The following is a 25932-nucleotide window of genomic DNA, read 5'->3' on the forward strand; positions in this document are numbered from 1 at the left end:
CGACGTGAATACTTTGTGTCTTCTCGCCGTACTCGTCGAGTGTATGGCCGCGACACTCCGGCGACGACTCGCCGACGCCGACTTCTGGGACCGCCACGCCAACCCCGCGAGTGGGTGGTCGCGGATTCCGACGGGCCCGCTACTGACGTACGCCATCTACGCCCGGAACTGGAAACTCCTCGCCGCGACGGTGGCGTTCGTCGTCGTCAACCCGGTCCTCTTTCCGGAACCTGGCCCCGGGGCCGACGAAGGCTGGATGACCAGAGGCGTCCGCGGCGAGCAGCTGTGGATGCAGGGCGCGGACGCGGGCCGGGCGAACCTCCTGAACGTCGCCAACGTTCCGGTCTTCCTGTACGCGCTCTACTCGGCAGTCCGACGACGCCCCGCCCGAACCACCGTCTTCACGGCGCTCACGATGGCGCTGAAACTGGCGTTCGTGAACGAGATGGCGACGCTCTACGACCGGGAGACGGGCCGAGCGTCCGCCGAGGAGGGCGCATGACCCTCCCCGAAGCCCTCGACGCCGAGACCGGCCTGACCTGCGTGGTCGGCGCGGGCGGGAAGAAGACGACCCTCTACGCGCTGGCCGACCGACTAGACCGGGCGGTCGTCACCGCTACGGTTCGCATCCCCATCTTCGACGCGGAAGTCGCCGAAGTCGTCGTGACCGAGCGACCGCAGACTGTCGTCTCCGACGCCCGGTCGTGGCCGCTCGGTCTCGTCCCCGAACGCGAACGCGACGACCGCTACCGGGGCTACGACCTCGAGACGGTCGCCGACCTCGCCGAGGCACACTCCGGGCCGGTCCTCGTCAAGGCCGACGGCGCGCGCACTCGGTGGCTGAAGGCCCCGAACGAGCGCGAACCCCGGATTCCCGCGGCGGCCGACACCGTGGTTCCAATCGCCAGCGCCCGAGTCGTCGGTAAATCGCTCTCGGCGGAACACGTCCACCGGCCCGAGCGCGTGGCCGCGGTCGCGGGCCGCGAGGAGAGCGCGGAGATTCGGCCCGAAGACGTCGCGGCGGTCCTCGCTAGCGACGACGGCGGTCTGAAGGGCGTCCCGGAGGACGCGACCGCGGTTCCGGTCGTCAACATGGTCGACTCGCCGGAACTGGAGGAGACTGCGCGCGAAATCGCCGACGAGGTCCTCGCGCACGCTCCCGACTCGGTGCCCCGCGTCGTGCTGACCCGGATGGTGGCCGACGACCCCGTGGTTGCGGTCGCGGAGTAGCGCCAGCGGACTCCTCGTTGCCAAACTTCTTGGTACCGGACAGATGATAGGAAATCGAGGCTCGAGATGGCAACGGCTAGAGTTATTCGAGAAGAGGAACTGGACGAACTGTTGACGCTGTACCAGATGCTCAACCCGGACGACCCGGTCCTCGAAGGAAACGAAGCGCTACGCGACCAGTGGCGCGACGTGATGTGTGACGAATCACTCGTAATCGTCGTCGTGCAACACGACGAACGACTCGTCTCTTCGTGCGTCCTCTTGATTACGAAAAACCTGACCAGAAACGCCAGACCTTTCGCCGTCATCGAGAACGTCGTAACGCACGAAGAGTACAGGCAGCACGGCTTCGCCAAACGCTGTCTGCAGAAAGCGACCGAGATCGCCGAGAACCGGGACTGCTACAAAATCATGCTGTTGACGGGGTCCGACAAGGAGTGGAAACACGACTTTTACGAGAACTGTGGGTTCGACAAGGAGGAGAAGACGGGGTTCGTACTCGACTTACGGGAGTAGAGAACAGTTCCTTTCCGACGGACGAACGTCTTCGCGTCTGTATCGCCCGAGGAGGCGAACGGAAGAACTGGGCGTATCCGGCACTTCAGCGAAACCGCTCTGCCGCTGCCTCGAACTCCTCACGAGTGTTGACGTTCGCGAAGCTATCGGCGTCGAACTCCTCCAGTTCGTCCGCCTCGACCACCACGTAGTCCAACTCGAACAGGGGTTCGATGATCTTGCTCTCGCCGCGTGCGAGGGCGCCGTCGCAGGCGTCGGCCATCGCTCTCGCTCGGTAGACGGCGTGGGTGGTCTCGAACCACTCGGTCGGTCGGGGGACCGCCGCGTCGCCGCCTCGAGCGCGCTCGAAGAGGTACCGCACGAGGTCAGCGTCGAGAAACGGCATGTCGCAGGCCGCGACGAAGGCGTACTCCGAGTCGGTGGCTTCGACCTCCCGCAAGCCGTTCCGAATTCCGGCCATCGGCCCCTCGTCGGGACTGGGGTCGATTGCGAACCGGACGGGAGCGTCGTAGCCCGCGAGGGCGTCGGTGATTTGCTCGCGCTGGTCGGTCCGGCAGTTGACCACGAGAACGTCCACGACGGGCGCGAGGCGGTCGGCGACCCGGCGAATCATCGGCACGCCCGCGAGGTCGGCGACCGCTTTGTCACCCTCCCCGAACCGCGTCGAGCGACCTCCCGCGAGGACGACTCCGGCAGGCATGGCCCGAGGTTCGACCGCCAGCGGGAAAGGCTTCGGGGCACTCCGGACCGCGCCGGAGGACACGTCTACGTCAGATGGGCAATCTCTGCGTTTGTTATGGAAATAACATTCTGCGTCTAAGCGTTTCGAGGGCGTCCGAACGTCACTCGTGCGGACGACCGGAGCGCGGCGGTCTCAGGACCAAAACGCCTCCTCGTTCTCGGCCTCTCGTCTCGACCGTCGTCTCACTCGCTGCGAATCTGAGCGACCCGCGATTCGCCGGAGGAGGCGTCGATGTGGACGTTGAAGGTGTCGCCGTCCGCGGTGACGGCCCGGACGAGCCACGTGTTGCTCTCGCGGTAGGGTTGCTCGGGCACCTCGGCGACTTCGTGACCCTCCTCGACGAGGACCTGCCTCGCGCGCTCGATTGCGGTCTCGTCGTCCCTGACCGCCCGACGCTGGCGCGCGAGGTTGACGGTCAACACCGGCACCTCGCTGGTCCGGACGACCTGCTCGGTCACGCTCCCGAGGACGTAGCGGTCCACGCCCGACCGGCCGTGGGTGCCCATCACGATCATCTCGGCGTCCTCCGCCGCCGCGTACTCCACGATGGTCTCGGCGGGCGTCCCCTCCTCGATTGCGGTGACGACTTCGAGGCCGCGGTCTTCGGCCGCCTCCGCGATGGTGGCGACGGCCTCCCCGCCCTCGTTTTCGCGCGCCTCCCGCGTCTCCTCGCGGCCGGACTCGGAGGGTTGGTAGTCCAGCGCCTTCTCATCTACGACGTAGAGGGCGTGGACCGTCGCGTCACAGAGTTCGGCCACGTTCAGGGCGTTCGAGACGACTGCTGGCTGTTCGCTCCCGTCGGTCGGAATCAGAATCCGGTCGTACATGTGGGACCGTTCGACGGTGAGACGGAAATATCTCCCCGCTCGTCCCATCCGACCGAGAATCGTTGAGGTCCGAACCGAGCGAGCGCGGTCGGGAGTCCACCGAGTGCGGTCGGAGTCCGCCGGTTTTTCGCGCAGGGGCGGAAACTCCGAGCGACGAGTCCGGAGTTCTACCGTCCTTTAAGACCATCGAGACCCCATACAGAGGTATGGGAGACGACACCACTCCAGTCATCGCCAAGGCGATCCGAACGCCGCAGGGTAAGGAAGACGGCGTCTACGCGGACACTCGGAGCGAAGACCTCTCGGTGCCGCTCATCGACACTATCCTCGACGAGACGGGACTCGATAGCGAACACGTCGACGACCTCATGTGGGGTGTCGCACAGCAGCGCGAGGAACAGGACAACAACGTCGCGCGGGTCATCGCGCTCCTCTCGGACCTCGGAGAGGGCGTGCCCGCGACGACCATCAACCGCTGGTGCGCCTCGTCGATGCAGGCCATCATCAGCGCGAGCGACGCCATCCGGGCGGGCCAGCGTCGAGCCATCATCGCGGGCGGCGTCGAGAACATGAGCCGCGTCCCGATGAGCCAGAGCTACGGCAACGTCCACCCGCGGATGGCGGAACACTACAACGTCGGCGAACTCTCGATGGGGATGACCGCCGAGAAGGTTGCCGAGGAGTACGGCATCTCCCGCGAGCAGCAGGACGAGTACGCGCTCCGGAGCCAACAGCGCGCCGCCGAAGCCACCGAGTCGGGGCGGTTCGACGACGAAATCGTCCCCATCGAGACCGACGACGGACTCGTCGAGGAGGACGAAGGCATCCGCCCCGACACGTCCATGGAGGCGCTCTCGGGGCTGCCGACGGTGTTCAAGGCCGACGGAACGGTCACGCCCGGCAACTCCTCGCAGATATCCGACGGGGCGTCGGCTACCCTCGTCACCAGCGAGGCGTTCGCCGAGGAGCACGGCCTCGACGTGCTCGCGTACGTCGGCGACAACAACGTCACGGGCGTGGACCCGACCGTGATGGGCATCGGCCCGGTCCCCGCGACGAAGGAGCTACTGGAGCGCACGGGCGAGTCCATCGAGGAGTTCGACCTCGTGGAACTCAACGAGGCGTTCGCCAGCCAAACCGTCTACGCCAAGAACGAACTCGGCGTCTCGGACGAGAAGTTCAACGTCAACGGCGGCGCGATCGCCATCGGCCACCCGCTCGGGGCCTCGGGCGCGCGCCTGCCCGTGACGCTGGTCCACGAGATGATGAAGCGCGACGCGAAGAAGGGGCTGGCGACCCTCTGCGTCGGCTTCGGTCAAGGGGCGGCCATCACGTTCGAGCGGAAATAGGTAGCAGTTCCACCGCGAGCGAAGTGAACGCAGGTTCGGAGAGCTTTGCTCTCCTGCGGCTTTTCGTCGACCTTTTACTGCGCTCGCTCGCGTTGCTCGCTCGCTGGTAAAACGTCGTCGCGTCAGGGCGCGGCTATCACGTTCGAGCGGGAGTAGATAGCGAGCGGATAGAAGACAGGAAACCTACACTTTTCCGAACGGTTGCCAGAGCGTAGCACTCGAACGTTCGCGTTCTACGAGTCCAGTTCCGAGGTAATCGACCGGCTCTGGACGGTAATCGCCACTACCGGCGCGAACTATCTGGCGTCCTTAACCGGTCGCTCGCCGAGACTCTTCGGGACGGTTCCTCATGAGCGAAAACGACGACGCCGAACGGCGTGCGGAATCGGACGGCAAGAACACCTCGCGGCGCAACGTCCTCCGGGGCGTCGCCGCTGGCTCTGCGGCCGGGTTCGCGGGCCTCTCCGGAGGAGAGGTGGCGACGGCAGGACGGGGAGCGACCGGACAGGAGACGACGACCCAGCAGGACGGCCAGCGGGCCGGGTTCTTCGAGCGAGGGACGGAGGTCGGCATCCAGATGGTCGCGGACGGCGACCTGACGGCACCGACGGACTTCGCCGTCGCAGAAGGCGACGACCGACAGTTCGTGGCCGACCAGACCGGACAGGTGTACGTCATCACGCCCGACGGTCTGCGGGACGAGCCGTTCGTCGACGTGAGCGACCGACTGGTCGAGCTCGGCAGGTTCTACGGCCTGTACGGGTCGGGGTTCCCGGGCTACGACGAGCGGGGGCTGACGGGCATCGAACTCCACCCGAACTTCACCGAGAACCGGAAGTTCTACCTCCACTACAGCGCACCACCGGACCAGACGCTCCGGTCCATCCAGTGGGACCACATCGAGATCGTCTCGGAGTTCGAGGCCACCGGGAACCTGAGGATGGCCAGACCGAACTCCGAGCGCGTCCTGCTCAGGATTCCGAAGCCACAGTACAACCACAACGCCGGACCGATGGCCTTCGGCCCGGACGGCTACCTCTACGTGCCGATGGGGGACGGTGGCGGTGCGAACGACGACATGTACGGCCACGCGCCCGACTGGTACGACGGCAATACCGGCGGGAACGGTCAGGACGTGGTCTCGAACCTGCTCGGCAACGTCCTGCGCATCGACGTGGACAGCCAACAGGGCGACAAGCCCTACGGCATCCCCGACGACAACCCCTTCGCAGGCGACACGCCCGGGCTGGACGAGATATACGCCTACGGATTCCGGAATCCCTTCGGCATCTCGTTCGACAGCCGGGGCCGGTTGTTCGTCCCCGACGCCGGACAGAACCTCTTCGAAGAGGCCAACATCGTCGAGCGGGGTGGCAACTACGGTTGGAACATCAAGGAGGGCACGCACTGCTTCAGCACCCAGAACCCGGGCCAACCGCCCGAGCAGTGCCCGAGCCGAGAGCCAGACGAGGACCCGTACGACGGAGGGCCGCTCATCGACCCCTTCGTGGAGTATCCACACCAGTATCGGGGCGAGTGGGTCGGCATCGTCATCGTCGGCGGGTACTTCTACGAGCAGGACACCGTTCCGGACCTGCGAGGGAAGTACATCTTCGGCGACTGGACCAAGGACCCCCAGCGTGCCGAACCCGCGGGTCGGCTGTTGGCCGCGACTCAGCCCGAGGAGGGGACCCAGACCACGCAGACGACGACTGCCCAGGAGACGACGCCGGAAGGAACCGAGACGGGCGAAGGGGACGGTCAGGTCGTGCCGCGCGACCGGCTCTGGGACATGGAGGAACTGGTCGTCGCGGGGTCCGACGACGGCACCCTCGACTGGTTCGTCCGCCAGTTCGGCCGCGGAAACGACGGCGAGATATACGTCCTCGTGGGCAAGCAGGGCGTCCCGGAGGGCGACAGCGGCGCGGTCCTGAAGATCGTCCCGCCCGGCGAAGGCGACGGTGCGGCGACAGGGACGACCACGGAAGCAGGCGGTGAGACCACGACCGAGGGAAGCGGGGGTGACACTACGACCGCGACCGACGAGACGACGACCGTCGATACCGAGGAGACCACGACCGTCGCACAGGACCGATGATTCGGTGAGGTTCCGGTCGGCACGCGATCAGCATCGCATTAGAATCCCCTGTATTGCTTTAAGAAACGTATATTAATATCATAGAAATTAATAATTTATCCTCAGACGATAGACAGTATCGGTCGGGAATCACCCGACTGGCTCGACCGGTTTTCGCTCCGGATATCTCCGGTTTCTGATCGCAAGAAGTCGCCGGACGTAACCGTCCTCAGTCGTCCGCGCTGACCGCACCCGACCCACCGGAAATGTTCGCGTCCGGCACCGTCCCGTCCTCGTTCCAGCCGCGAACCTCGTAGTACTCGTCCAGCGCTTCCTCGAAGCCCGGCAGGTCGTAGGGCAGGCGGTCGGCGTCCCGAGCGATGCTGCGCTGGTTGTTGAAGTGGCGTTCGAGTTCCACGACGCGGTCCCCGACCTCCAGCAGGTCCTCGAAGTCCGCGTCGAACAGCATCTCGTAGCGGTCGGGGTTCATGAAGTCCCGGGAAAACTTGCAGACGACGCCGGAATCGTTGAGCGCCATCAGGTTCTCTCGCTCGACCAGACGGTCGGGCTTGCCCTCCAGTCCGGTCGGTTCCATGGCCTCGTCCTTGCCGACGAGGGGGTACTCGACCGAGTAGAAGGTGGCGTACATGTGGTCGGCCCCGCGGTTGGCGACGGCGTAGCTCAGCCCCTGGCCGTGGAGAACTCGTCCCTCGTGGGCGGCGAAGTCCATGCCCTTGACCGTCCAGTTCTCGACGCCCAGTTCCTCGTGAGCGCGGTCGATGCCCTCCGCGAGCAGGTCGCCGACGCCCTCGCGGTGGGCGATCTTCTCCACGAGGTCGAGAATCAACTCCTCGTCGCCGAACGCGTCCTCGCTGGCGAGGTACGCCGAGACGGTGTTCCCGGCCGAGATGGTGTCGAGGCCGTAGCGGTCGCAGCGCTCGTTCGACTGCATCACGTCCACGATGTCGTCGATGCCCGCGTTCGACCCGAACGCCATCGCGGTCTCGAACTCGGGGCCTTCGGTCTCAACGCCGCGCTCCTCGTCCCTCGTCGGGAGCTTGCAGGCGAACGCGCAGGCCGAGCAGGTGCCCTTCTTGTACTTCTTCTCGGCGACCGCAGAGCCGTTGATGCCCGCCGCGCCCTCGAACGACTGCTCGGAGAAGTAGTACGAGGGGAGGCCGTCCATCTCGTTGGCGAGGTCCATCACCGCCACCGTCCCCTGCTCTTTCATGATGTGGTCGGTCGTGGCCGCCTCGCGGTGGACGTCCATCTGCCCGGCGGGAATCTCGACGTCGGGCCGCGAGTCGCCCTCGAAGGTGACGGCCTTGACGTTCTTTGCGCCGAGGACCGCGCCGAGGCCGCCGCGGCCGAAGGCCCGCTCCTCGGTGGTCATGACGGAGGCGAACCGGACCTGGTTCTCGCCCGCCGGGCCGATGCAGGCGACGTGCTCGGATTCGAGGCCGTGCTCGTCCTCGACGTACTCGCAGGTCTCGGGCACCGTGGCTCCTTCGAGGCCGGGCACCGCCTCGAATTCGACTCCCTCGTCGGTGACGTGGACGACGAGCAGGTCGTCGCTCTCGCCCGCTATCTCGACCGCGCTGTACCCCGTATCGGCGAAGTGCCGGGACATGAAGCCCCCGGCGTTCGAGGACAGCAGGCCACCGGTCAGCGGCGAGACGCCCGTGACGTTCATCCGACCGGTGAAGCTCATGTTCGACATCTGCATCGGTCCCGTCGTGAAGAACAGGCCGTTGTCGGGGCCGAGCGGGTCGGCGTCGAACGGGACGCGGTCGTGTGCCAGTTTCGTTCCGACGCCGCGGCCGCCGACGAACGATTCCAGCACGTCGTCGATAGATTCGGTGCGAGTCTCGCGCTCGCCGACGTCGACGGTCAGGAGCGGTCCTTCTGCGTGGTTCATGGTATCACGTATCTATTCGAAGTTCATAAAGGTGAGTCGTCCGTCTGCGCGGAGAGGCGATGCGGTCCGGACCGGGTCACTCCTCCGGCCAGCGCTCGATATACACCGTCTCGTCGGTGTAGAACCGGACCATGTCGTCGCCCTGCGCGTGGAGGTCACCGAAGAACGATGCCTTCCGCCCGCCGAAGTGGAAGAACGCCATCGGGGCGGCCGTGCCGACGTTGACTCCGAGGTTGCCCGCCTCGGCCTCGTGGCGGAATCGCTTCGCCTCCGCGCCGCGCTCCGTGAACAGGCTGGCGGCGTTGCCGTACTCGCTCCGGTTCACGACGTCCAGCGCCTCGCCGAAGTCGTCCGCCCGAATCAGCGCGAGGACCGGACCGAAGATCTCGTCGCGAGCGACCGTCGTCTCGGGGTCTACGTCGCCGAAGACGGTCGGCGCGAGGTAGTGGCCCTCGTCGGGCAGGTCGGCGTCGCGCTCCCGGCCGTCGAGCAGGACCGTCGCGCCTTCCTCGACGCCGGTCTCGACGTACTCTCGGACGGTCGCCTCGTGGTCGGCCGTGACGAGCGGCCCCATCTCGGTTCTCTCGTCGAGTCCGTCGCCGACCGTCAGACTCGCCGCTTCGTCGACCACGCGGTCGGCGAACTCGTCGTAGACGCCGTCGTGGACGACCGCGACCGGGTTGGCGAGACAGCGCTGGCCGGAGTTGGCGAACGCCGACGAGACGGTCTGCTCGGCCGCGAACGCCAGATTCGCCGAGTCCGAGACGACGATGTGGTTGTTCGCGCCGCCCTGAGCCTGCACGCGCTTGCCGTGCGCGGCCGCGGTCTCGTAGACGTGTTTGGCGACCGGCGTGGACCCGACGAACGACGCGCCCACCACGTCGTCGTGGGCCAGTAGCGCGTTCACGGTGTCGGGCCCGCCGTTGACGAGTTGGACGACGCCGTCGGGGAAGCCGGCCTCGTCGATCAGTTCGAAGAGCTTCCGCGCCGTGAAGGGGGTCCGCTCGCTCGGCTTGAGGACGAACGCGTTCCCGGTCGCCACCCGCGGTTCGACCTCTCGGCGTTCGCGGGCGCGGTCCGCCACGAGGAGACCGGCTTCGTCGACCCGTACACTTTCGCGGTCACGCTCAAAGAAGACGCGGAGGCGAGGGGCGCGACGGTTTCGACCGACACCGAGGTCACGGGCCTGCGGACCGACGGAGGGCGGGTCGCGGGCGTCGAAACCGAGGCCGGGAGCGTCGACGCACCCCGAGTGGTCGTCGCCGCGGGGTGGCGAACCGAGCGATTCCTCCGCGAGCAGGTTCGACTCCCGATCAGACCCTACCGGACCCAGTGCGCGGTGCTGGACCCCGGTAGAGAACTCGACGCCGAGTTCCCGATGGGCTGGGTCCCCGGCGAACACGTCTACTTCCGGCCCGAGCCCAACGGGGACCTGCTGGTCGGAGGCTGGTCGTTCGCGGAGGACGACCCCGAGGGCGCGAGCGAGCGGGAGGACGAGGCCTTCCGCGACCATGTCGCCGACCTCGTTCCGGGGTTCCTTCGGGACTTCGACCGGGCGCGGTTCGTCAACGGCTGGGCCGGGGTGGACGGCGCGACTCCGGACACGCGACCCATCGTGGACGCGCCCGACGACGGCCCGGAAGGGCTGGTCGTCGCCACGGGCTTCCACGGACGCGGCGTGATGACGGCCCCGGTGGCCGCGAGCGCAGTGCGAGAGCTGGTCGGCGGACCGGCCGCGCCGTTCTCGCTGTCGACGTTCGCCCTCGACAGGTTCGATTCTCGGAGTCGTGACTTCGAGTTCTCCAGCATCAGCGCGGGCGACTGACACGGTCGGCTGGAAGTACGTAAATTGCGAAGCGAGTACGCCGTTATAGTTCCGACACGTCGTTCTCTGTCGGACCTCGATTCGACGAATTACGGCCGACAGTACGAGGAGAGATAACGGGTCGGCGAACGACGGGCTACCGCTGGCGGCTCACGCGGGCGGGTGACATCGGTCGATGGCCTCCCAGACCGCCTCCTTCCGTCCGAGGAAGGTGATGTGGTCGCCGTTCTGGAGGGTGAAGTCCTCTTCGGGGACTTCGCTGTTGCCGTCCCGACCGACGAGCGCGATGAGGACCCCGTTCGGGAGTTCGTCGTCGAGTTCCGAGATGGTCTTGCCCACGAGGTCGTCGGCCGTGACCTCTATCTCCTGTACGTCACCCGACCGACCGAGCTCGGTCATCCAGTCCGACAGCGCCGGGCGCTCGATGACGTTGTCGATGGCCCACGCGGTCGCCGAGGAGGCGTCGATGGTCTGGACGCCGAGGTCCTCGAAAGCGTCGACGTTGTCGGGGTTGTTCGCTCGCGCGATGACGGTCTCGGCGTCGAACTTCGAGTTCGCAAGTTGGGCGACCAGCAGGTTGGCGTCGTCGTCGCCGGTCGCGGCCACGACGATTTTCGCGTTGTCTGCACCCGCACTCCGGAGGACCTCCGTGTCCGTCCCATCTCCGTGATGGACGGTGAAGTCCTCGCTGCGGGCCAACTGTACCATCTCTTGGTCCTTCTCGATGATGACCACGTTCTCGCCACGGTCTTCGAGGCGTTCGGCGAGCGAACGGCCCACCTTGCCGCCTCCGACGATGATTACACGCATAGGTATCACGTCCAGGTATTCCGCGATGTGTCGGGCGAATCCGCCTTCGAACACGACCGTCGCCAGGATGACGAGGAAGACGGTTCCGACGAGGACGTTCGCGGTCTGGTTCAGTCCCTGGTTCTGAAGTTGGACCGCGAACAGGGTCGCGACCGACGCGGGGATGATACCCCGCGGTCCGACCGCGCTCATGAAGATGCGCTCGTTGAGGGTGTAACGGTCGCCGGTCGTCGAGAGGAGGACGCCCAGCGGCCGAACCAGCAGCGCCACGACGGCGACGACCACGATACCGCCGAGTCCGAGCGCAATCAGGTTCTCGAATTGGAGCAGGGCCGCCAGCGCGATGAAGACGAACGAGAGGACGAGCAACGTGATGTCGCCCTTGAACGCCGCGATGTCCTCCTCGTAGGGAAGGTCGGCGTTACCCAGAACGATGCCCGCGGTAGCGACCGCCGCGATTCCGGCCTCGGCGGCCAAGGTGTTCGCGCTCCCGAACGCGACCAGCGCACCCGCGAGGGTGATGAGTCGCGCGTTCTGCGGGGCGTTGTCCGGCGAAAGGTCCACGTGACGCAAGAGGTACCAGACGACTCCGGCGACGACGAGACCCGCGAGTATGCCGATGCCCAGTCGCTGGGCGAAGTCGGCGACGACCTCGTTGACGGTCGGGTCTTCGAGGACGACCACCTCGAACGTGACGACCGCCAGAATCGCGGCGGTCACGTCGTTGACGACGCCCTCGGTTTCGAGCGCGATTTCGACGCGGTCGCGGGCGGGGACCACTTCGAGGATGGGCGTGATGACGGTCGGACCGGTGGCGACCAGCAGCGACCCGACGAGCATCGCCACGTCCCAACCGACGCCGAGCGCGAACCGGACCACGATTGCGGTCCCGACGAGCGCGATGACGGCACCCAACGTCACGAGTTTGAGCGTCGCCGAGGGTGCCTCGCGCAGTTTTTCGATGGTGAGGTGGAACGCGCCCTCGAAGACGATGATGGCGACCGAGAGTCCCACGATGGCCGACAGCGCGCCACCGAACGCCTCCGGCGTGACGACTCGTAGTCCTTCGGGGCCGATGATGATGCCCGCGAGGATGAGAAACAGCACGCTGGGCACTTGGAATCGGTCGGCTAAGACCTGCGCTCCGACGCCAAGTCCGATGATCGCGGCGACGATGGGGACGAGTTGTGCGCCACCTTCTGCTGCCACTTTGTGAGACCTCCTATCGGAGTAATGTGGCGAAGGGTGTTTAAACTGGTCGGTAGCGGACAGAGAAGCCGTCTAAATTTGCGTGAGGGTGCCGGACCGATACGCGAACCGCGCGAGCCGAACCAATATTTAAATAACCGAACCGAACCACCGTAGCAATCACGGATGAACGACGGTGGGACCTTCGAGCGTTGGGGCCGCGAGAGCGCGTCGTACAGGGATTTCAGCGAGACCGCCTGCGACCTGCTGGCGACCGACGAGCGGTTTCGAACCGCCCGGAGAGAGTGGGAGGCCTTCTTCGAGACGAGCCACGGCGACGTGTTCGCCGACGTGGGCGTCGAGAACCCGAGAGACCGACTGTTCGTGGACGCCCTCTACTACGATTTCGTCGTGGACCGAATCGTCGCGTTCGCCGAACAAGAGTTCGACTTCGCGCTGGCCAACCCGGAACCCAGCGCGAACACCGACGCGCTGTCGTTCAACTTTCGGGAGTTGCATCGCCGCGTGGCCGACGCGGGAGGTCTCACCGACGCGATACCCGACCGCCTCACGAAGGACGACCTCCGAACCGCCGATACCGGTTTCCTGCGCACCCTCTACGAGAGCGTCGTCTCCCGCGAAATTCGGCTCGAACTGGGCGAGTACTACACCCCCCGCGGGGTCGCCGAACTCGCGGTCGACGCCCTCGCCGTCGACGACTTCGAGACCGCCACGTTTCTCGACCCGGGGTGTGGCTCGGGCGTGTTCAACTCCGTCTGCATCGCCCGGAAGATTGCGGCGATGGACGACACCCACTCCCCGGACGAAATCGTGGAGAACGTCACCTCCTCGGTCGTCGGCATCGACCTGAACCCGGTCGCAGTCAAGAGTACGAAGCTGAACTACCTGCTCTCGCTGCTGCCCGTCCTCGAAGACGCCGACGTGGACCGCATCGAACTCCCCGTCTTCCTCACCGACGCGCTCGGTCTGAGCCACGACGACGCCGTCTCGTTCGCGGGCGAGACCTTCGAACCGTCCGCCGACTACCTCGTCGGAAATCCGCCGTGGATTCCGTGGGGCCGGCTCTCGGAGGACGTGAAGGCTCGGTGGCGCGAGACCTACGCCGACGACCTCGACCTGCTTCCCCACGACGGGGCCGACTCGCGGTTGGGTTACGCCAACGACGACGTGTCGATTCCCTACGTCTGGGTCTGTATCCACCGGTACCTGACCGAAGGCGGCGGCGCGAGCTTCGTCATGAAGCGCGACATCATGAAGGGACCGGCGGGGAAGCTCCTCCGGACCCTGACCGTGGACGACCGACCGCTGGCGCTCGACCGCGTTCACGACTTCAATCGGCTCCGGCCCTTCGGCGAGCAGGTCGGCGCGAACGCGGCAATCTACGCGCTCCGGGCCGACGCCGACCACTCGTTTCCCGTCGACGCCACCTCGTGGACCGAGGACGGGGCAGTCGACCGACCGGCCGACTTCGCCACTGCGGACGCGATTCGGGAGACGCTCACCGCCGCGCGGACCGGCATCGTTCCGGTGGACGACGAGGACGCCACGTCGGCGTGGGTACGGGAGGACGCCGAACGCGCCGCGCTCGGCGAGTGCGACCACGACATCCGCCACGGCGTCAAGGACGACGCCCAGGACGTGTTCTCGATACGCCGCGAGGAGTTGGCCGACCTCGAACCCGAGTTCGTCTACCCGTACGTCAAATCGAGACACGTCGTGAAGTACGGCCTGTTCGGTCACGAACTCCGACTGGTCCCGCTCCGAAAGGCCAACGAGGACAACGAAGCGGAACTGGAGAGTGGGTACCCGAAGACGTACGAGTACCTCCGGAGTCACCGAGAGACGCTCGAAGACCGTTCGTCGTCGTGGCTCCAGAAGGGACCGTTCTACAACGTGTTCGGACTGGGCGATTACACCTGGAGCGAGTACAAGGTGGTGTGGTGCCGGCTCGGGTTCAAACCCCACTTCGCGGTCGTCTCGACCGTCGATGACGACGACCTCGGCGAGAAACTGGTCGTGCCGGGCGACCACTACATGTTCGTCGCGGCCGACAGCGAGCGAGAGGCCCACTTCCTCTGTGCCCTGCTCAACTCGGCCGTCTACCAGCGGTCGCTGAAGAACGTCGCGTCCGAGGGGAAAGCCAGCCTCTCGAAGACGGTCGTCTCGAAACTGGAACTCCCTGAGTACCGGGAGACCGAACGCCACCAGCGACTCGCCGACCTCTCGATGCAGGCCCACGAAATCGTCCCCGAGTACACCGACACGTCCAAGCGCGCCTACAACGAGCGGACGATACCGGAGCTAGAACCCGTGCAGGCCGAAATCGACCGCCTCGTCGAGGAGATAGTGTCCGACGGGTCATCTTCGGACCGCCGTCAGGCCGTCTCGTACTCGCGCTCGTAGATCTCGTCTATCTCGTCGGCGAAGCGGTCCAGGATGTTGCGGCGCTTCTTCTTCATCGTCGGCGTCAGCAGGTCGTTGTCCTCGGTGAACTCCTCGCCGACCACGCGGAACTGCTTGATCTGTTCGTGAGACTCGAACTGCTCGTTGATTCGCTCGACCTCCTCCTCCATCCACGCCTGGACTCGGTCGTCCCGGGGGAGGTCCCGGTCGTCGTCGGGCAGGTCGATGCCCTCGCTTTCGGCCCGCTGGCGGACCGTCTCGAAGTTCGGGACCACGAGCGCGGAGACGAACTTGTGGCCGTCGCCGACCACCATGACCTGTTCGACCACGTCGCTCGCAGCGAAGGCGTCCTCGATGGGACCCGGCGCGACGTTCTTGCCGGTCGAGAGCACCAGCAGTTCCTTGGCGCGCTCGCGGAACTCGATGTAGTCGTCGGGTCGAAGCTCCACGATGTCGCCGGTTCGGAACCATCGCTCCGACGACTCGTCTTCCGTGAAGGCGCGCTCCGTGGCCTTTGGCATCTCCCAGTAGCCCTCGGTCACGTTCGGTCCCTTCACGAGGAGTTCGCCGACTTCGCCCTCGGCGTCGTCGAACGCCTCCTGCGAGACCGCCGACTGGTCCACCTTCACGTCCGCGTCCACGACCGGCGGGCCGACGGTGCCGACTTTCGGGTCTTCCGGCGGGTTCACCGCGACGACGGGCGAGGTCTCGGTCAGGCCGTACCCCTCCAGAATCGGCAGGCCCATGCCGTGATAGAGCGAACAGAGGTCGGGCGAGAGACTGCCGCCGCCGCTGATGAGGAAGTCGACGTTGCCGCCGAGTCCGTTCCGGACTTTCCGGAAGACGAGTTTGTCGGCGACCGCGCGCTTGGCCCGGAGGACGGGTCCCGGACGCTCGGTCTCGAAGTACTCTCGACCAACGTCGGTCGCCCAACCGAACAGGCGCTCGGAGACCGGCGAGGACTCGGCCTGCTCGCGGATGGCGTCGTACATGCGTTCGTACACCCGCGGGACGCTGGTGCCGGTGGTTGGTTCGACCTGCTGGAAGTCCTCCTGGAGGGTCTCGGGGTCCTCGGCGTAGGCCACGGTCGCTCCCGCGGCGAACATCAGGAAGTGACCCGCCAGTCTCTCCAGGACGTGCGCGAGGGGCAGGAATGAGACGGTCCGGGAGTTCTCGTCGATGCCCGGCAGGTCGCCCTTGTCGGGCCGAGGACCGAACCGGCGATAGCACTGGTTGACGTTCGACCGGAAGTTCCAGTGGGTCAGTTTCACGCCCTTCGGTTGGCCCGTGGTTCCGGAGGTGTAGATGAGCGTGGCGAGGTCCTCGGGGTCGCGGGCGTCGAGCCACGACTCGTACTCGTCGCGGTCGAACGCCTCGCGTCCGCGCTCGTAGAGGTCGCCGAGCGTCAGAACCTCGAAATCGGCCGCGTCGGTCACGCGCTCGGCCTCGTCGCCGAGTTCGTCCATCACGACCGCGAACTCGAGGTCGAGCGAGTCCTGGACCGCCAGCACGCGGTCGAGCAGTTCGGCGTTCTCCACGACCACGCCGTCGGCGTCCGGGTCGCCGAGCAGGTACTCCACTTGGTTCGGCGACGACCCGCGGTACACCGTGGTCACGACCGCACCCGCCGCCAGCAGGCCGAAGTCGGTCTGTGCCCACTCCATCCGGGTGTCGGCGAAGATACCCACGCGGTCGTCGGCTTCGACGCCTAACTCCCGAAAGCCCGCCGCGAGCGACCGGACGACGTCGCGCATCCCGGCGTACGAGAGGGGCCGAAACTCGCCGTCGGTCGCCGCCGGAAACGCACTACCGGCGAGCGACCGGTCGTAGATGCCCCCTTTGTACTGCTGTGCCGGACGGTTCTCGTGTCGGGCCGCGCTCTCTTCGAACAACCGGGACAGCGTGGACTCCCCGATGACCCTGTCCTCGTAGTCCCGTTCTGCGTCACGCCACTCCATACCATTGTATCAGAACCCCGGGACATTAAGCTACTCCCGAACTTCCCGGCCGTTCATCAGGGTTTACTCGGTCTCTTCGGACGCTCGTTCTATCACTTCCTCGCGGGTGACCTCTCGGCCCGCCTCGGCCGACCGATAGATGCCGTCCGTGACCACCATCGACTCCAGTGCCAACTCGTCGGTCGGCAGGGGGTCGTCGTTGCCGAGCAGCGAGTCGACCCACTGGTAGAGCGGGTCGGCCCAGAGTCCGAACTCGTAGGCCCGTCGGCCGCGCTCTCCGTCGAGCAACTGCTGGCGGAACAGGTACTCTTCGAGGTCGGCGCTGGCCCGCATCTCCACGTCGGCGACCGTCGAGAAGTACTCGAAGGGGTCGAGGCGGACGCCGCCCTCGGTACCGACCACGGCGCTCGACTCGCCCTCGGCGTAGCGCGACCAACTCGTCCGGATCGACAGGACCGACCCGTCCTCGAAGGTGACGAAGGCCGCGCTCACGTCCTCCACGTCGTAGCCGCTCTCCTCGATGCGCCGGGCGTACTCGGAGCCGTCGGAGACTCGCTCGGGCACGGTCCGGAACGTCTCGCCGCGCACGCGCTCGACCGTGGGCAGACCGTCGTCGGGCGACCCCATCAGGTAGAGGAGTTGGCCCACAGTGTAGCTTCCGAGGTCGAGGACGACCCCGCCGCCCGCCGTCTCCTCTCGGACGAAGGGCGGGGAACCGTAGCCGTCGACGTAGGGCGTCCCCCGACGGCGCGCTCCCAGCGGGACCTCCTCTGGGTCGTCGCTGGCGTCGAAGGCGAATCCCGACGACCGGGCCGCGATGCCGTGGTACACGTCGCCGAGTTCGCCCGCGTCGGCCAGCGCCCTGGCGGCCCGCGTCTCGACGGTGTAGAGCAACTGGTTCTGGACTGCGAGGCGATTGCCGGTCCGGTCGGCGGCGTCGGCCATCCGGCGAGCGTCGGCATAGCTCCCGGCCATCGGCTTCTCGCAGAAGACGTGCGTCCCGGCCTCCAGCGCGTCCACCGTTACCTCGGCGTGGAGGGTCGCGTGGATGCAGACGTTCGTGGCGTCGAGGTCGGCCGCGCCGAGCATCTCGCGGTGGCTGGCGTAGCTCTCGGCCCCGTAGTCGTCGGCGAGGGCTTCGGCCTTCGGTTCGTCTATGTCGGCGACTGCGGCGACCTCCGCGCCGGGAATCCGGTCGTAGCGCGCGGCGTGGTTCCGGCCGCGGTTGCCCGCGCCGACGATGCCTACACGAACTGGTTCGGTGAGTTTCGCTCCCATCAGAATCAGCACATCGCACGACATGAGGACGTAAACCGCTGACGGTTATCTGAACCCGTGGCGGCGATACGCACTGGCTGACCAGTCTCCCTGGCGTGCGCTCTTCTGGTCACTTCCATCCCGGCGCGCGCTGGCGCGGCCCGCGATTTGGGTCGCGCCCATGCGCGCGAGGGACGAGCGAACGAAGTGAGCGAGGAGGCTGGGGAGGCGTGAGGTCCGCGGTTGCGGTGCGGGGCGGTGCTGTGCGGGTCTGATTGGCTCAAGCCTGTAGCTAGCTTCGCCTCAGCTTTCGAGGGAGTTTCGGCGATAGCTTCATTCGTTACTGTTCGGACTGGTCGTGACGTTCACCGCGTCTCGTAGACGAAAGCTGAGAAACCAGCCACCGACCTGCAAGAAACATTCTTGCTTCTTTTAGAAATGAATACCTACTTAAGACGTATATTTAGTCACTATTCGCGTTCGTCTAGATACGTCACGACGCCGCGGACGTTGAGTCGCGCTTCCTCGCTTGCCTTCCGTTCGCCCCACACGTCGGCCATCTCGGTGTGTTCGGCGAAGTAGTCCTCGACGGCCTCGGCGTCGCCCAGTTCCTCGTACTTCTGTTCGACCTCTGCGACCCACTCGCGGAGGACGTCGGCGTACTCGTCCATGACGCCGGTCTCGTACTCTCGCGGGCCGAAGTGCGGGTAGAGCAGCGCCTCGGGGTTCAGGTCCCGGATGGTCTCGAGGTCCGCAAGACACTGTTCGAGGTCGAAGTTCGACGGCGGCGAAGACTCCCGAATCTCGCCCTTCGAGGGGACCCAGATGCCCGCCGCGTCGGCGGTGAACACGGCGTCGTCGCCCCGGTCGTGGAAGACGACCTGATGGGGTGCGTGGCCCGGCGCGTGGTACACGTCGAGGTGGTGGTCGCCGAGCTCGATGGTGTCACCGCCGTTGAGTTCGACCACGCGGTCCTCGGGGACGGGTTTCGGTTCGACGTAGAACTCCCACTGGTCGCCGACCGCCGCCTTCGTTCCGGCCACGAGTCGGGAGGGGTCCACGAGGTGGCGCGCGCCGATTTCGTGAATCATCACCTCTGCGTTCGGGCATGCCTCCGCGAGGTAGCCCGCGCCGCCCGCGTGGTCGAGGTGGACGTGGGTCGGCGCGATGACCGCCACGTCCTCGCGGGCGATGTCCAACTCGTCCAGCGCGTCGAGAACGAGTTCGTGATGGGTGCCGATGCCCGTGTCCACGATGGCGGGCCGAGCGGCGTCGTAGATGTAGACCGCGCCGTACTCGTCGGTGTCGTACATCCCGGTGTCGAGGTAGTAGAGGTCCGAGCAGTCGCCGGTCGTGACCTCCCGGAGGTCTCCTCGTGTCATGGTTGGGAAGTGGGTCGTGGCGGGGTAAAAGGTGTTCGCCCGCGGAAATTTAGTCGTGAAACGTTCGTGAGACTGGGGGAGACGCGACGAGTTCCGAACCGGCCCCTGTCAACCCCTGCCCCACGAACGATACGGTTTTTTGCCGGGAGCAGAATTTGGGGAGTAGGAATGCTAGACCGGAACTACATTCGGGACAACCCCGACGAGGTCCGCGAGGCGCTTCGCAAGCGAAGGGCCGACGACGTGGACCTCGACGCGATACTGGAGATGGACGAGGAGTGGCGCGACCTGAAGGCCCGCGGCGACGACCTGCGCCACGAGCGCAACCAGGTCAGCGACGAAATCGGCGAACTCAAGCAGGCCGGAGAGCACGACGAGGCTGAAGAGGCCATCGAGCGCTCGCAGGAACTCAAGACCGAAATCGAGGAGGTCGAAGAGCGCGCGGCCGAGTTGGAAGAGGAACTCGAAGACGTGCTTCTGCGCGTCCCGCAGGTGCCCCACGAGAGCGTCCCCGAGGGCGACGACGAGGACGACAACGTCGAGACCCGCCGCGAGGGCTTCGACGACCTGCGAGACCTGCCCGACGAGGTGACGCCCCACTACGACCTCGGCGAGGAGTTGGACATCATCGACGAGGCTCGGGCCGCCAAGACCACCGGGAGCGGTTACTACTTCCTGAAAGGCGAGGGGTGTCAACTCGAACACGCCCTGATGCAGTTCATGATGGACATCCATCGCGAGCAGGGGTATCAGGACGTGTTCCCCCCCATCCCCATCGACAGCGAGTCGATGACCGGGACGGGCCAACTTCCGAAGTTCGCCGACGACGCCTACAAACTCGAAGACGAGGACCTCTGGCTCTGTCCGACCGCGGAGGTTCCGGTGACGAACATGTACGCCGACGACATCCTCCTGAAGGACGACCTCCCGCTGAAGCACCAGGCTTACACGCCGAACTTCCGGCGCGAGGCGGGCGAACACGGAACCGAGACCCGCGGCATCGTCCGCGTCCACCAGTTCAACAAGGTCGAGATGGTCAACTTCGTGGAACCCGAAGGGAGCTACGACCGACTCCACGAACTGCTTGACGAGGCCGAAGAGGTCCTCCGACGCCTCGACCTCCCCTACCGCGTCCTCGAACTCTGTACCGGCGACCTCGGGTTCAAGGCCGCCAAGCAGATCGACCTCGAAGTCTGGGCCCCCGGCGACGACATGGAGGACGGTCCCGAGCAGGGCGGCCGCTGGCTGGAAGTCTCGACCGCCTCGAACTTCGAGGACTTTCAGGCCCGGCGCGCTGGCCTGCGCTACCGACCTGAGCGCCACGAGTCGACCGAGTACCTCCACACGCTCAACGCGTCGGGTCTCGCCCTGCCGCGCGTGATGGTCGCCATCCTCGAATACTACCAGAACGACGATGGCACCGTGACGGTCCCCGAACCCCTCCGGCCCTACATTGGCGGCAAGGAGGTCATCGAAGGCCACGAACCGGTCGGTGAGAGTGCCCTCGGCGCGGGCGAGAAGGAGTAGTCCTCCGCGACCGTCCGGAGACCGACCTCACTCGGTCAGCGAGACGACGTCGGAACTGCCACATTCGGAACACTCCTCGCGGTCGGAGAAGAATCGCTCGCCGCAGTTCCGACACTCGTGGGTCGCCTCCTCGGACGCCACGGCCTCCGAGGCTTGCTTGAACTCCTCGACTTTCTGCCCGAGGTCTCTGAAGAGGCCCATCGTACGTGTACAAGTGGCAGAACAGCACAATAAGTCTTGTTGGCCGAGGAGTGGTGCCGGAATCGAGCCCCTATATTGTAAGAGACGTACAATTCTATTTTATGTTTCGAGCGCGTACGCTCACGCATGGGAGAAACGTTCGTAGTCATCGGTGGCGACGCGGCCGGGATGAGCGCGGCGAGCAAGGCCAAGCGCGAGAATCCGGACCTCGACGTAATCGTCTTCGAGAAGGGCGAGTGGGTGTCCTACGGCGCGTGCGGGATGCCGTACTACGTCAAGGGGGAAATCGCGGAACTGGAAGACCTCGTGGCTATCACGCCGGAGGAGTTCCGCGAGGAACGAAACATCGACCTCCGGACCCACAGCGAGGTAGTCGGTATCGACCGGGAGGCGAAGACCGTGACCGTGGAAAGAAGCGAGGCGAACCGTGCCTCGGAACCGCGAGCGGGGAGGAACGACCCTCGAGCGAACGACGACGGGACCTACGAGCAGGCGTACGACGACCTGCTCGTGGCGACCGGTGCGCGAGCGATTCGACCCCCTATCGACGGGATGGACCTCGACGGCGTCTTCACGTTTCACTCGATGGAGCGCGCGAGGGAGGTCCGAGATATCGTCGCGGGTGACGCGGCCGAGAGACCCGAATCGGTCGGTATCATCGGCGGCGGCTACATCGGGTTGGAGATGGCCGAGGCGTTCGACGCTCGGGGTCTCGACGTGTCGGTGTTCGAGATGCTCCCGCACGTCCTCGCACCCTTCGGCGACTCCATCGCGGAGACGGTCGAGGACCACCTCCGCGAGCAGGGCGTCTCGCTCCACCTCGACACGCTGGTCGAGGAGATATCGGGCGAGCAGGGCCGAGTCGCCGCCATCGAGACCGAGGACGACCGCTACTCCGTCGATTCGGTGCTGGTCGCCACGGGGGTCGCACCGAACGCCGAACTCGCCGAGTCTGCTGGCATCGAACTGGGCGAGACCGGCGCGATTGCCACCGACGAGTACGGCCGGACCGACGACCCGCACGTCTACGCCGCGGGCGACTGCGCCGAGGCCCACAACGTCGTGACCGACGCTCCGGACTACGTTCCGCTGGCGCTGACCGCGAACCGGGCCGGGCGAGCGATCGGAGCGACGGTGGCGGGCGACCCCACGGAGGTCGGCGGCATCGTCGGCACGGCGGTCGTGAAGGTGTTCGACCTCGAAGTCGCCCGGACGGGCGTCACCGACCCCGAGGTGGCCGAGGAGGCGGGATTCGACCCCGTATCGCAGGTCGTCACCGCCGGGTCGCGCGCTCACTACTACCCCGGCGGCGAGCCCATCACCGTCGAGATGGTGGGCGACCGGGAGACGGGTCGCCTGCTCGGCGCGGCGATGGTGGGCGAGGAGGGCGTCGCCAAGCGTATCGACACCGTGGCGACTGCGCTCCACGCCGGAATGACCGTCGAGGAGGTTCAGAACCTCGACCTCTCGTACGCGCCGCCGTTCGGTCCGACGTGGGACCCCGTACTGACCGCGGCGAAGGTGCTGTCCGGAAAACTGGAGTAGGTCGGCGAGACTACCGGGTGTAGGTCCGAATCTCGGCGATTCGCTCGCCCTCGAACGAGAAGGTGTCCACGAACTCGAACATCGGTTCTTCGTCGGAGTCGAGCAGACGCCCTTCGACGGCCACGCCCTCGCCTCCGTCGTAGATTCGCTTCGTCTCGTGGGACGTGTTCTTGTTCGGCCGACCCTCCTGCATGAACTCGACCAGGGTCTCCCTGCCCTCGATGGTCCGGTCGGGTCGGCGGTGGACGGTTCCCGGCGCGAGCAGGTCGGCGAACGCATCGTAGTCGCCCGCGTCGATGGCCTCGTAGTAGGCACGGGCGGTCTCCTCGCTCATGAACGGGGAGAGGGCCGCGGGGCGTATCAACCCCGTCCATCTTCGTCGCGTTTATCGGGGTTGCCCGAAATGAGGCGAACATGGACCCGCTTCACGCCCGGTACCCGTTTCTCGCGGCGGCCCGCGAGAGCGTCAGAGAGGCCGACATCGGTCTCGTGGCCATCGTCACGGGCGACGGGCGCCACCCCGCGGTCGAGCGCGGCGTCGAGCGGGTGCGCCGGGCGCTCATCGACGGGACCGTCAGACCCGACCCGGAGACCGGACGGCGGTGGGACGCGCGCGCAGAACTGCTCTCGTACCCGGTCGCGCGCGTGCTCGTGTCGCTCGTGGACGCGCCCGGCGCGGTCGAGAAGTACGCCAGTGCGGAGGCCAACACGGCCTACGACCGGTTCACCGACGACTTCCGGAACCCCGACGACGGCCTGAAGAGTACGAGCGCCAAGGCCATCTCGCTCGACGCGCTCCTCGCGGAGTTCGACCTCGCGAGCGACGTCGAGGAACTCCGGGACGGCTACCGAATCGACGTCGGCCGGTATCTCCCGCTGTCCTCGAATCTCGACGGCGAGTCGTGGACGCTCGCCACCCGACAGTTGGCCGGCGGGACGGTCAAAATCTCGGCGGCGGAACTCCACGAACTCCTCCGGGAGGCGGTCCGCCAGCGAGTCGCCGCGGGCCTGCCGACTCGCGTCCCGGACGAGATTCGGGAGGGCCTGACCGACGAGGTGGCCGAACTGGAGGACACCTTCTCCGACGTCGATTTCTCGCAGGACATCGACGTGCTCGCGCCCGACTGCTTCCCGCCGTGCGTCGAGTCGCTGATGGAGCGAGCGCAGGCGGGCGAGAGTCTCGCGGACCACGCCGAGTTCGCGCTCGTTTCGTTCCTGGCGAGCGCCAACGCCGACACCGACGAACTGCTCGCGCTCTGCGGCGTAGATAGCGACACCACCGCGAAGTCGGTCCACTACCGGGCCAAGCGCGTCGGCGACGAGTCGGGCGCGCAGTACGCGCCGCCCTCCTGCGAGACGATGCAGGCCTACGGCGAGTGCCCGGTCGCCGACGACGAGGACCCGACGACCGACGCCCGCTGTGACTCGATTTCCCACCCGCTGGCCTACTACGAGGACGCGCTGGCCGAAGCGGGACGCGCCGGGGAGTAGCGGATTCCAGGAACGTACGTCTTTCAGCAATCAAATCATATCTATAAACAACAAATAGAAACCTCGACGCGCGCTGGCACGGCACACGGGTGCACTGCGCCAACTCGCGCGAGGTTCGCGCGAGCGAAGCGAGAAGCCCAGGAGGAGGGGAGATTCGAGGCTCTCGCGGACCGGGGCGGTTGCGAGCGGGGCCGTGCATTCTTCGTAGGGTCACGGAGTAGTTAGCCACGCTCTCCTCCATCCTCGTCGAGTAAGAAGGACCCCGAACACGTTCGGAAAACCGAGACGATTAGCTTCCCAGACGAGAACCGATCCACGAGAACCCGGTTTCAGTACTGCTGTGCCATCCAGTAGCCGACGCCAGTCATCACCAGCACGAAGACGACGATGACGCCCACCGCGGCTAGCGCACCCGTCTGCGTGAGACTGCCGTTACCGTAGTTCGCGCCCACCCACATCAGGAGCGCGATGAATAGGCCGACAGACCCCACGCCGACGAGTATCTCTCGGCGCGTCTCTTGGTCGATTTCCATGCCGAGGGCTTCCGAGGGTACCGGCAAAAGGGCTTCGGAACGACCTACGACCGTTCCCGCGGCCGCGAGAGCGCGAGCAGTTCGTCGGTGTGTACGACCGCCGGTGCGCGACCCTCCGGTTCGCTGCGAAACGGAGTCGGACTGACCGCTCGCGGACGCCGATTTAATTCGAAACGACGGGGGGCGGATTTAGCTGTTATTCGGCCATTAACGCCACTAGAACTGACTATAGCCTCACTGACAGGTGCAAGACTTAGGAGTGTCCAGCCCCTATCTATCTGTACGCGGAACCGACCGCAGGCGCGACGATTGGGGTGGAGACGCCGACGCTGTACACTGCCGGTCACCGCACAAGAGGTGGGAAGCCTATGGGAAACACAACAGCTTCCGAACGAACGCGCGCATCGCTCCCTCCTGCGGGCCGCGTGACCGACGCCCGGTCACAGCGCGCTCGCATGGAGCGGATGGCAGTCACGCCGCTCGGTGGCGGCGTCTACGAAGTCGAGGGGCAGAGCGGCAACGCCTACTCCGTGGACCTCCCCGGCGGGCGCTGTACCTGCCCGGACCACAACTTCCGCGGCGTCCGATGTAAGCACATCCGACGGGTCGCCATGGAGGTCAACGAGGGTCTCGTCCCGCCGCCCGGCAAACGAGCCGTGGCGTGCCGGAACTGCGGCGAGGAGACCTTCGTGGACGAGACCGCCGAGGGACCGCACTTCTGCGAGGAGTGCGAACTCGACCCCGGCGAGGCCGTGGTGGACCGCGAGACGGGCGACCTGCTCGTCGTGGTCCGGACGACCGGTCGCCGGGCCGACGAAGTGGAAATCACCGACCGGGACTACACGGTCGCGGCGTATCCGAACAACGAGCAGTACCGACCCGACGACGTGGTCGTCGAGGCGATGTACCCGGTACCAGCGGGTCTCGGCTCCGACGACCTGAAGCCACACCACCTGCGGCGTTACTCGTTCCCTCGCGGACGACTCGCACGCAGGGGAGAAGCAACGGGCCACGACGACCAGTCGGAACTCGCCGACTTCGAGGTGGCCGAGTAGCTACCTTCGAGGGGTAGGTACGAGAGACGGCGGCGGTCCGGCCCTCCGTCGGTTGTGTCCCAGTGTGGACCACCGCC

At 66.2% G+C, this 25932-nt stretch carries 21 protein-coding genes and 1 pseudogene; 11 read left to right on the top strand and 11 right to left on the bottom strand.

Annotated features, from left to right (window positions below):
* The first annotated feature begins 43 nt into the window (after positions 1-43).
* The 3 genes from E2484_RS05895 to E2484_RS05905 all read left to right on the top strand — a co-directional run bounded on the left by E2484_RS05895 (position 44) and on the right by E2484_RS05905 (position 1746).
* Positions 44-502: a DUF6653 family protein gene (locus E2484_RS05895; RefSeq protein ID WP_137284301.1), complete on the top strand. Its 459-nt coding sequence runs from the start codon at positions 44-46 to the stop codon at positions 500-502.
* Positions 499-1230: a selenium cofactor biosynthesis protein YqeC gene (gene yqeC, locus E2484_RS05900; RefSeq protein ID WP_137284302.1), complete on the top strand. Its 732-nt coding sequence runs from the start codon at positions 499-501 to the stop codon at positions 1228-1230. The genes E2484_RS05895 and yqeC overlap by 4 nt, the downstream gene beginning before the upstream one ends.
* Before the next feature lie 66 nt (positions 1231-1296).
* Complete coding sequence (locus E2484_RS05905) at positions 1297-1746, top strand: GNAT family N-acetyltransferase (RefSeq protein WP_137284303.1); 450 nt, start codon at positions 1297-1299, stop codon at positions 1744-1746.
* A gap of 85 nt (positions 1747-1831) precedes the next feature.
* Here E2484_RS05905 and E2484_RS05910 read toward each other — a convergent pair whose 3' ends face one another.
* Positions 1832-2446 (bottom strand): molybdenum cofactor guanylyltransferase, encoded by a 615-nt coding sequence (locus E2484_RS05910; RefSeq protein ID WP_137284304.1) that lies wholly within the window; start codon positions 2444-2446, stop codon positions 1832-1834.
* 224 nt (positions 2447-2670) lie between these two features.
* Positions 2671-3315: a universal stress protein gene (locus E2484_RS05915; protein WP_137284305.1), complete on the bottom strand. Its 645-nt coding sequence runs from the start codon at positions 3313-3315 to the stop codon at positions 2671-2673.
* A 206-nt stretch (positions 3316-3521) separates the two neighbouring features.
* Between E2484_RS05915 and E2484_RS05920 the strand changes: the two genes are divergently transcribed.
* Entirely contained in the window at positions 3522-4664 is a 1143-nt protein-coding gene (locus E2484_RS05920; RefSeq protein WP_137284306.1) for a thiolase family protein, read from the top strand.
* 349 nt (positions 4665-5013) lie between these two features.
* A complete protein-coding gene (locus E2484_RS05925; protein ID WP_137284307.1) occupies positions 5014-6762 on the top strand; it encodes a PQQ-dependent sugar dehydrogenase in 1749 nt (582 codons plus the stop codon).
* A 208-nt stretch (positions 6763-6970) separates the two neighbouring features.
* Here the strand turns inward: E2484_RS05925 and E2484_RS05930 are convergent, their stop codons facing one another.
* Both E2484_RS05930 and E2484_RS05935 read right to left on the bottom strand, forming a co-directional pair.
* Positions 6971-8659, bottom strand: coding sequence for an aldehyde ferredoxin oxidoreductase family protein (locus tag E2484_RS05930; protein WP_137284308.1), 1689 nt, complete (start codon positions 8657-8659; stop codon positions 6971-6973).
* Between the two features lie 76 nt (positions 8660-8735).
* A pseudogene (locus tag E2484_RS05935) lies at positions 8736-9701 on the bottom strand (aldehyde dehydrogenase family protein); the annotation flags it as partial.
* Between E2484_RS05935 and E2484_RS25395 the strand changes: the two are divergent.
* Positions 9591-10484 (top strand): NAD(P)/FAD-dependent oxidoreductase, encoded by an 894-nt coding sequence (locus E2484_RS25395; protein ID WP_321111945.1) that lies wholly within the window; start codon positions 9591-9593, stop codon positions 10482-10484. The pseudogene E2484_RS05935 and the gene E2484_RS25395 sit on opposite strands and share 111 nt — an antisense overlap.
* Positions 10485-10634: 150 nt before the next feature.
* Here E2484_RS25395 and E2484_RS05945 read toward each other — a convergent pair whose 3' ends face one another.
* Complete coding sequence (locus tag E2484_RS05945; RefSeq protein ID WP_137284311.1) at positions 10635-12503, bottom strand: cation:proton antiporter domain-containing protein; 1869 nt, start codon at positions 12501-12503, stop codon at positions 10635-10637.
* A 165-nt stretch (positions 12504-12668) separates the two neighbouring features.
* Here E2484_RS05945 and E2484_RS05950 point away from each other — a divergent pair, with 165 nt between their 5' ends.
* Complete coding sequence (locus E2484_RS05950; protein WP_137284312.1) at positions 12669-14906, top strand: N-6 DNA methylase; 2238 nt, start codon at positions 12669-12671, stop codon at positions 14904-14906.
* Here E2484_RS05950 and E2484_RS05955 read toward each other — a convergent pair.
* From E2484_RS05955 to E2484_RS05965, 3 genes are all read right to left on the bottom strand, one after another.
* On the bottom strand, positions 14879-16864 hold the full coding sequence (locus E2484_RS05955; protein WP_137284313.1) for an AMP-dependent synthetase/ligase: 1986 nt from the start codon (positions 16862-16864) through the stop codon (positions 14879-14881). The genes E2484_RS05950 and E2484_RS05955 overlap by 28 nt on opposite strands.
* Positions 16865-16927: 63 nt before the next feature.
* A complete protein-coding gene (locus tag E2484_RS05960; RefSeq protein WP_137284314.1) occupies positions 16928-18142 on the bottom strand; it encodes a Gfo/Idh/MocA family protein in 1215 nt (404 codons plus the stop codon).
* A gap of 449 nt (positions 18143-18591) precedes the next feature.
* A complete protein-coding gene (locus E2484_RS05965) occupies positions 18592-19503 on the bottom strand; it encodes an MBL fold metallo-hydrolase (RefSeq protein ID WP_137284315.1) in 912 nt (303 codons plus the stop codon).
* A 168-nt stretch (positions 19504-19671) separates the two neighbouring features.
* On the opposite strand from E2484_RS05965, the gene serS reads away from it, so the two are divergent.
* Positions 19672-21030, top strand: coding sequence for a serine--tRNA ligase (serS, locus tag E2484_RS05970; protein WP_137284316.1), 1359 nt, complete (start codon positions 19672-19674; stop codon positions 21028-21030).
* A gap of 27 nt (positions 21031-21057) precedes the next feature.
* On the opposite strand, the gene E2484_RS24805 is transcribed toward serS, so the two are convergent.
* Positions 21058-21231 carry a hypothetical protein gene (locus tag E2484_RS24805; RefSeq protein ID WP_170977253.1) on the bottom strand — a complete coding sequence of 58 codons (174 nt, stop codon included), beginning with the start codon at positions 21229-21231 and terminating at the stop codon, positions 21058-21060.
* 126 nt (positions 21232-21357) lie between these two features.
* Between E2484_RS24805 and E2484_RS05975 the strand changes: the two genes are divergently transcribed.
* Positions 21358-22776 (top strand): FAD-dependent oxidoreductase, encoded by a 1419-nt coding sequence (locus E2484_RS05975; RefSeq protein WP_137284317.1) that lies wholly within the window; start codon positions 21358-21360, stop codon positions 22774-22776.
* Positions 22777-22786: 10 nt separating this feature from the next.
* Here E2484_RS05975 and E2484_RS05980 read toward each other — a convergent pair whose 3' ends face one another.
* Positions 22787-23110 (bottom strand): nuclear transport factor 2 family protein, encoded by a 324-nt coding sequence (locus E2484_RS05980; protein WP_137284318.1) that lies wholly within the window; start codon positions 23108-23110, stop codon positions 22787-22789.
* Between the two features lie 80 nt (positions 23111-23190).
* Between E2484_RS05980 and E2484_RS05985 the strand changes: the two genes are divergently transcribed.
* Positions 23191-24267, top strand: a complete 1077-nt coding sequence (locus E2484_RS05985; RefSeq protein WP_137284319.1) for a DNA primase large subunit PriL — start codon at positions 23191-23193, stop codon at positions 24265-24267.
* A 329-nt stretch (positions 24268-24596) separates the two neighbouring features.
* On the opposite strand, the gene E2484_RS05990 is transcribed toward E2484_RS05985, so the two are convergent.
* Positions 24597-24800, bottom strand: a complete 204-nt coding sequence (locus E2484_RS05990; protein ID WP_137284320.1) for a DUF7472 family protein — start codon at positions 24798-24800, stop codon at positions 24597-24599.
* Positions 24801-25168: 368 nt separating this feature from the next.
* On the opposite strand from E2484_RS05990, the gene E2484_RS05995 reads away from it, so the two are divergent.
* The gene (locus tag E2484_RS05995; protein WP_137284321.1) at positions 25169-25855 is read left to right on the top strand and encodes an SWIM zinc finger family protein; all 687 of its coding nucleotides are present in this window, start codon (positions 25169-25171) and stop codon (positions 25853-25855) included.
* The last annotated feature ends 77 nt before the right edge of the window (positions 25856-25932 follow it).

This window comes from Halorussus salinisoli, from assembly GCA_005239435.1.
Taxonomy (GTDB): Archaea; Halobacteriota; Halobacteria; order Halobacteriales; family Haladaptataceae; genus Halorussus; species Halorussus salinisoli.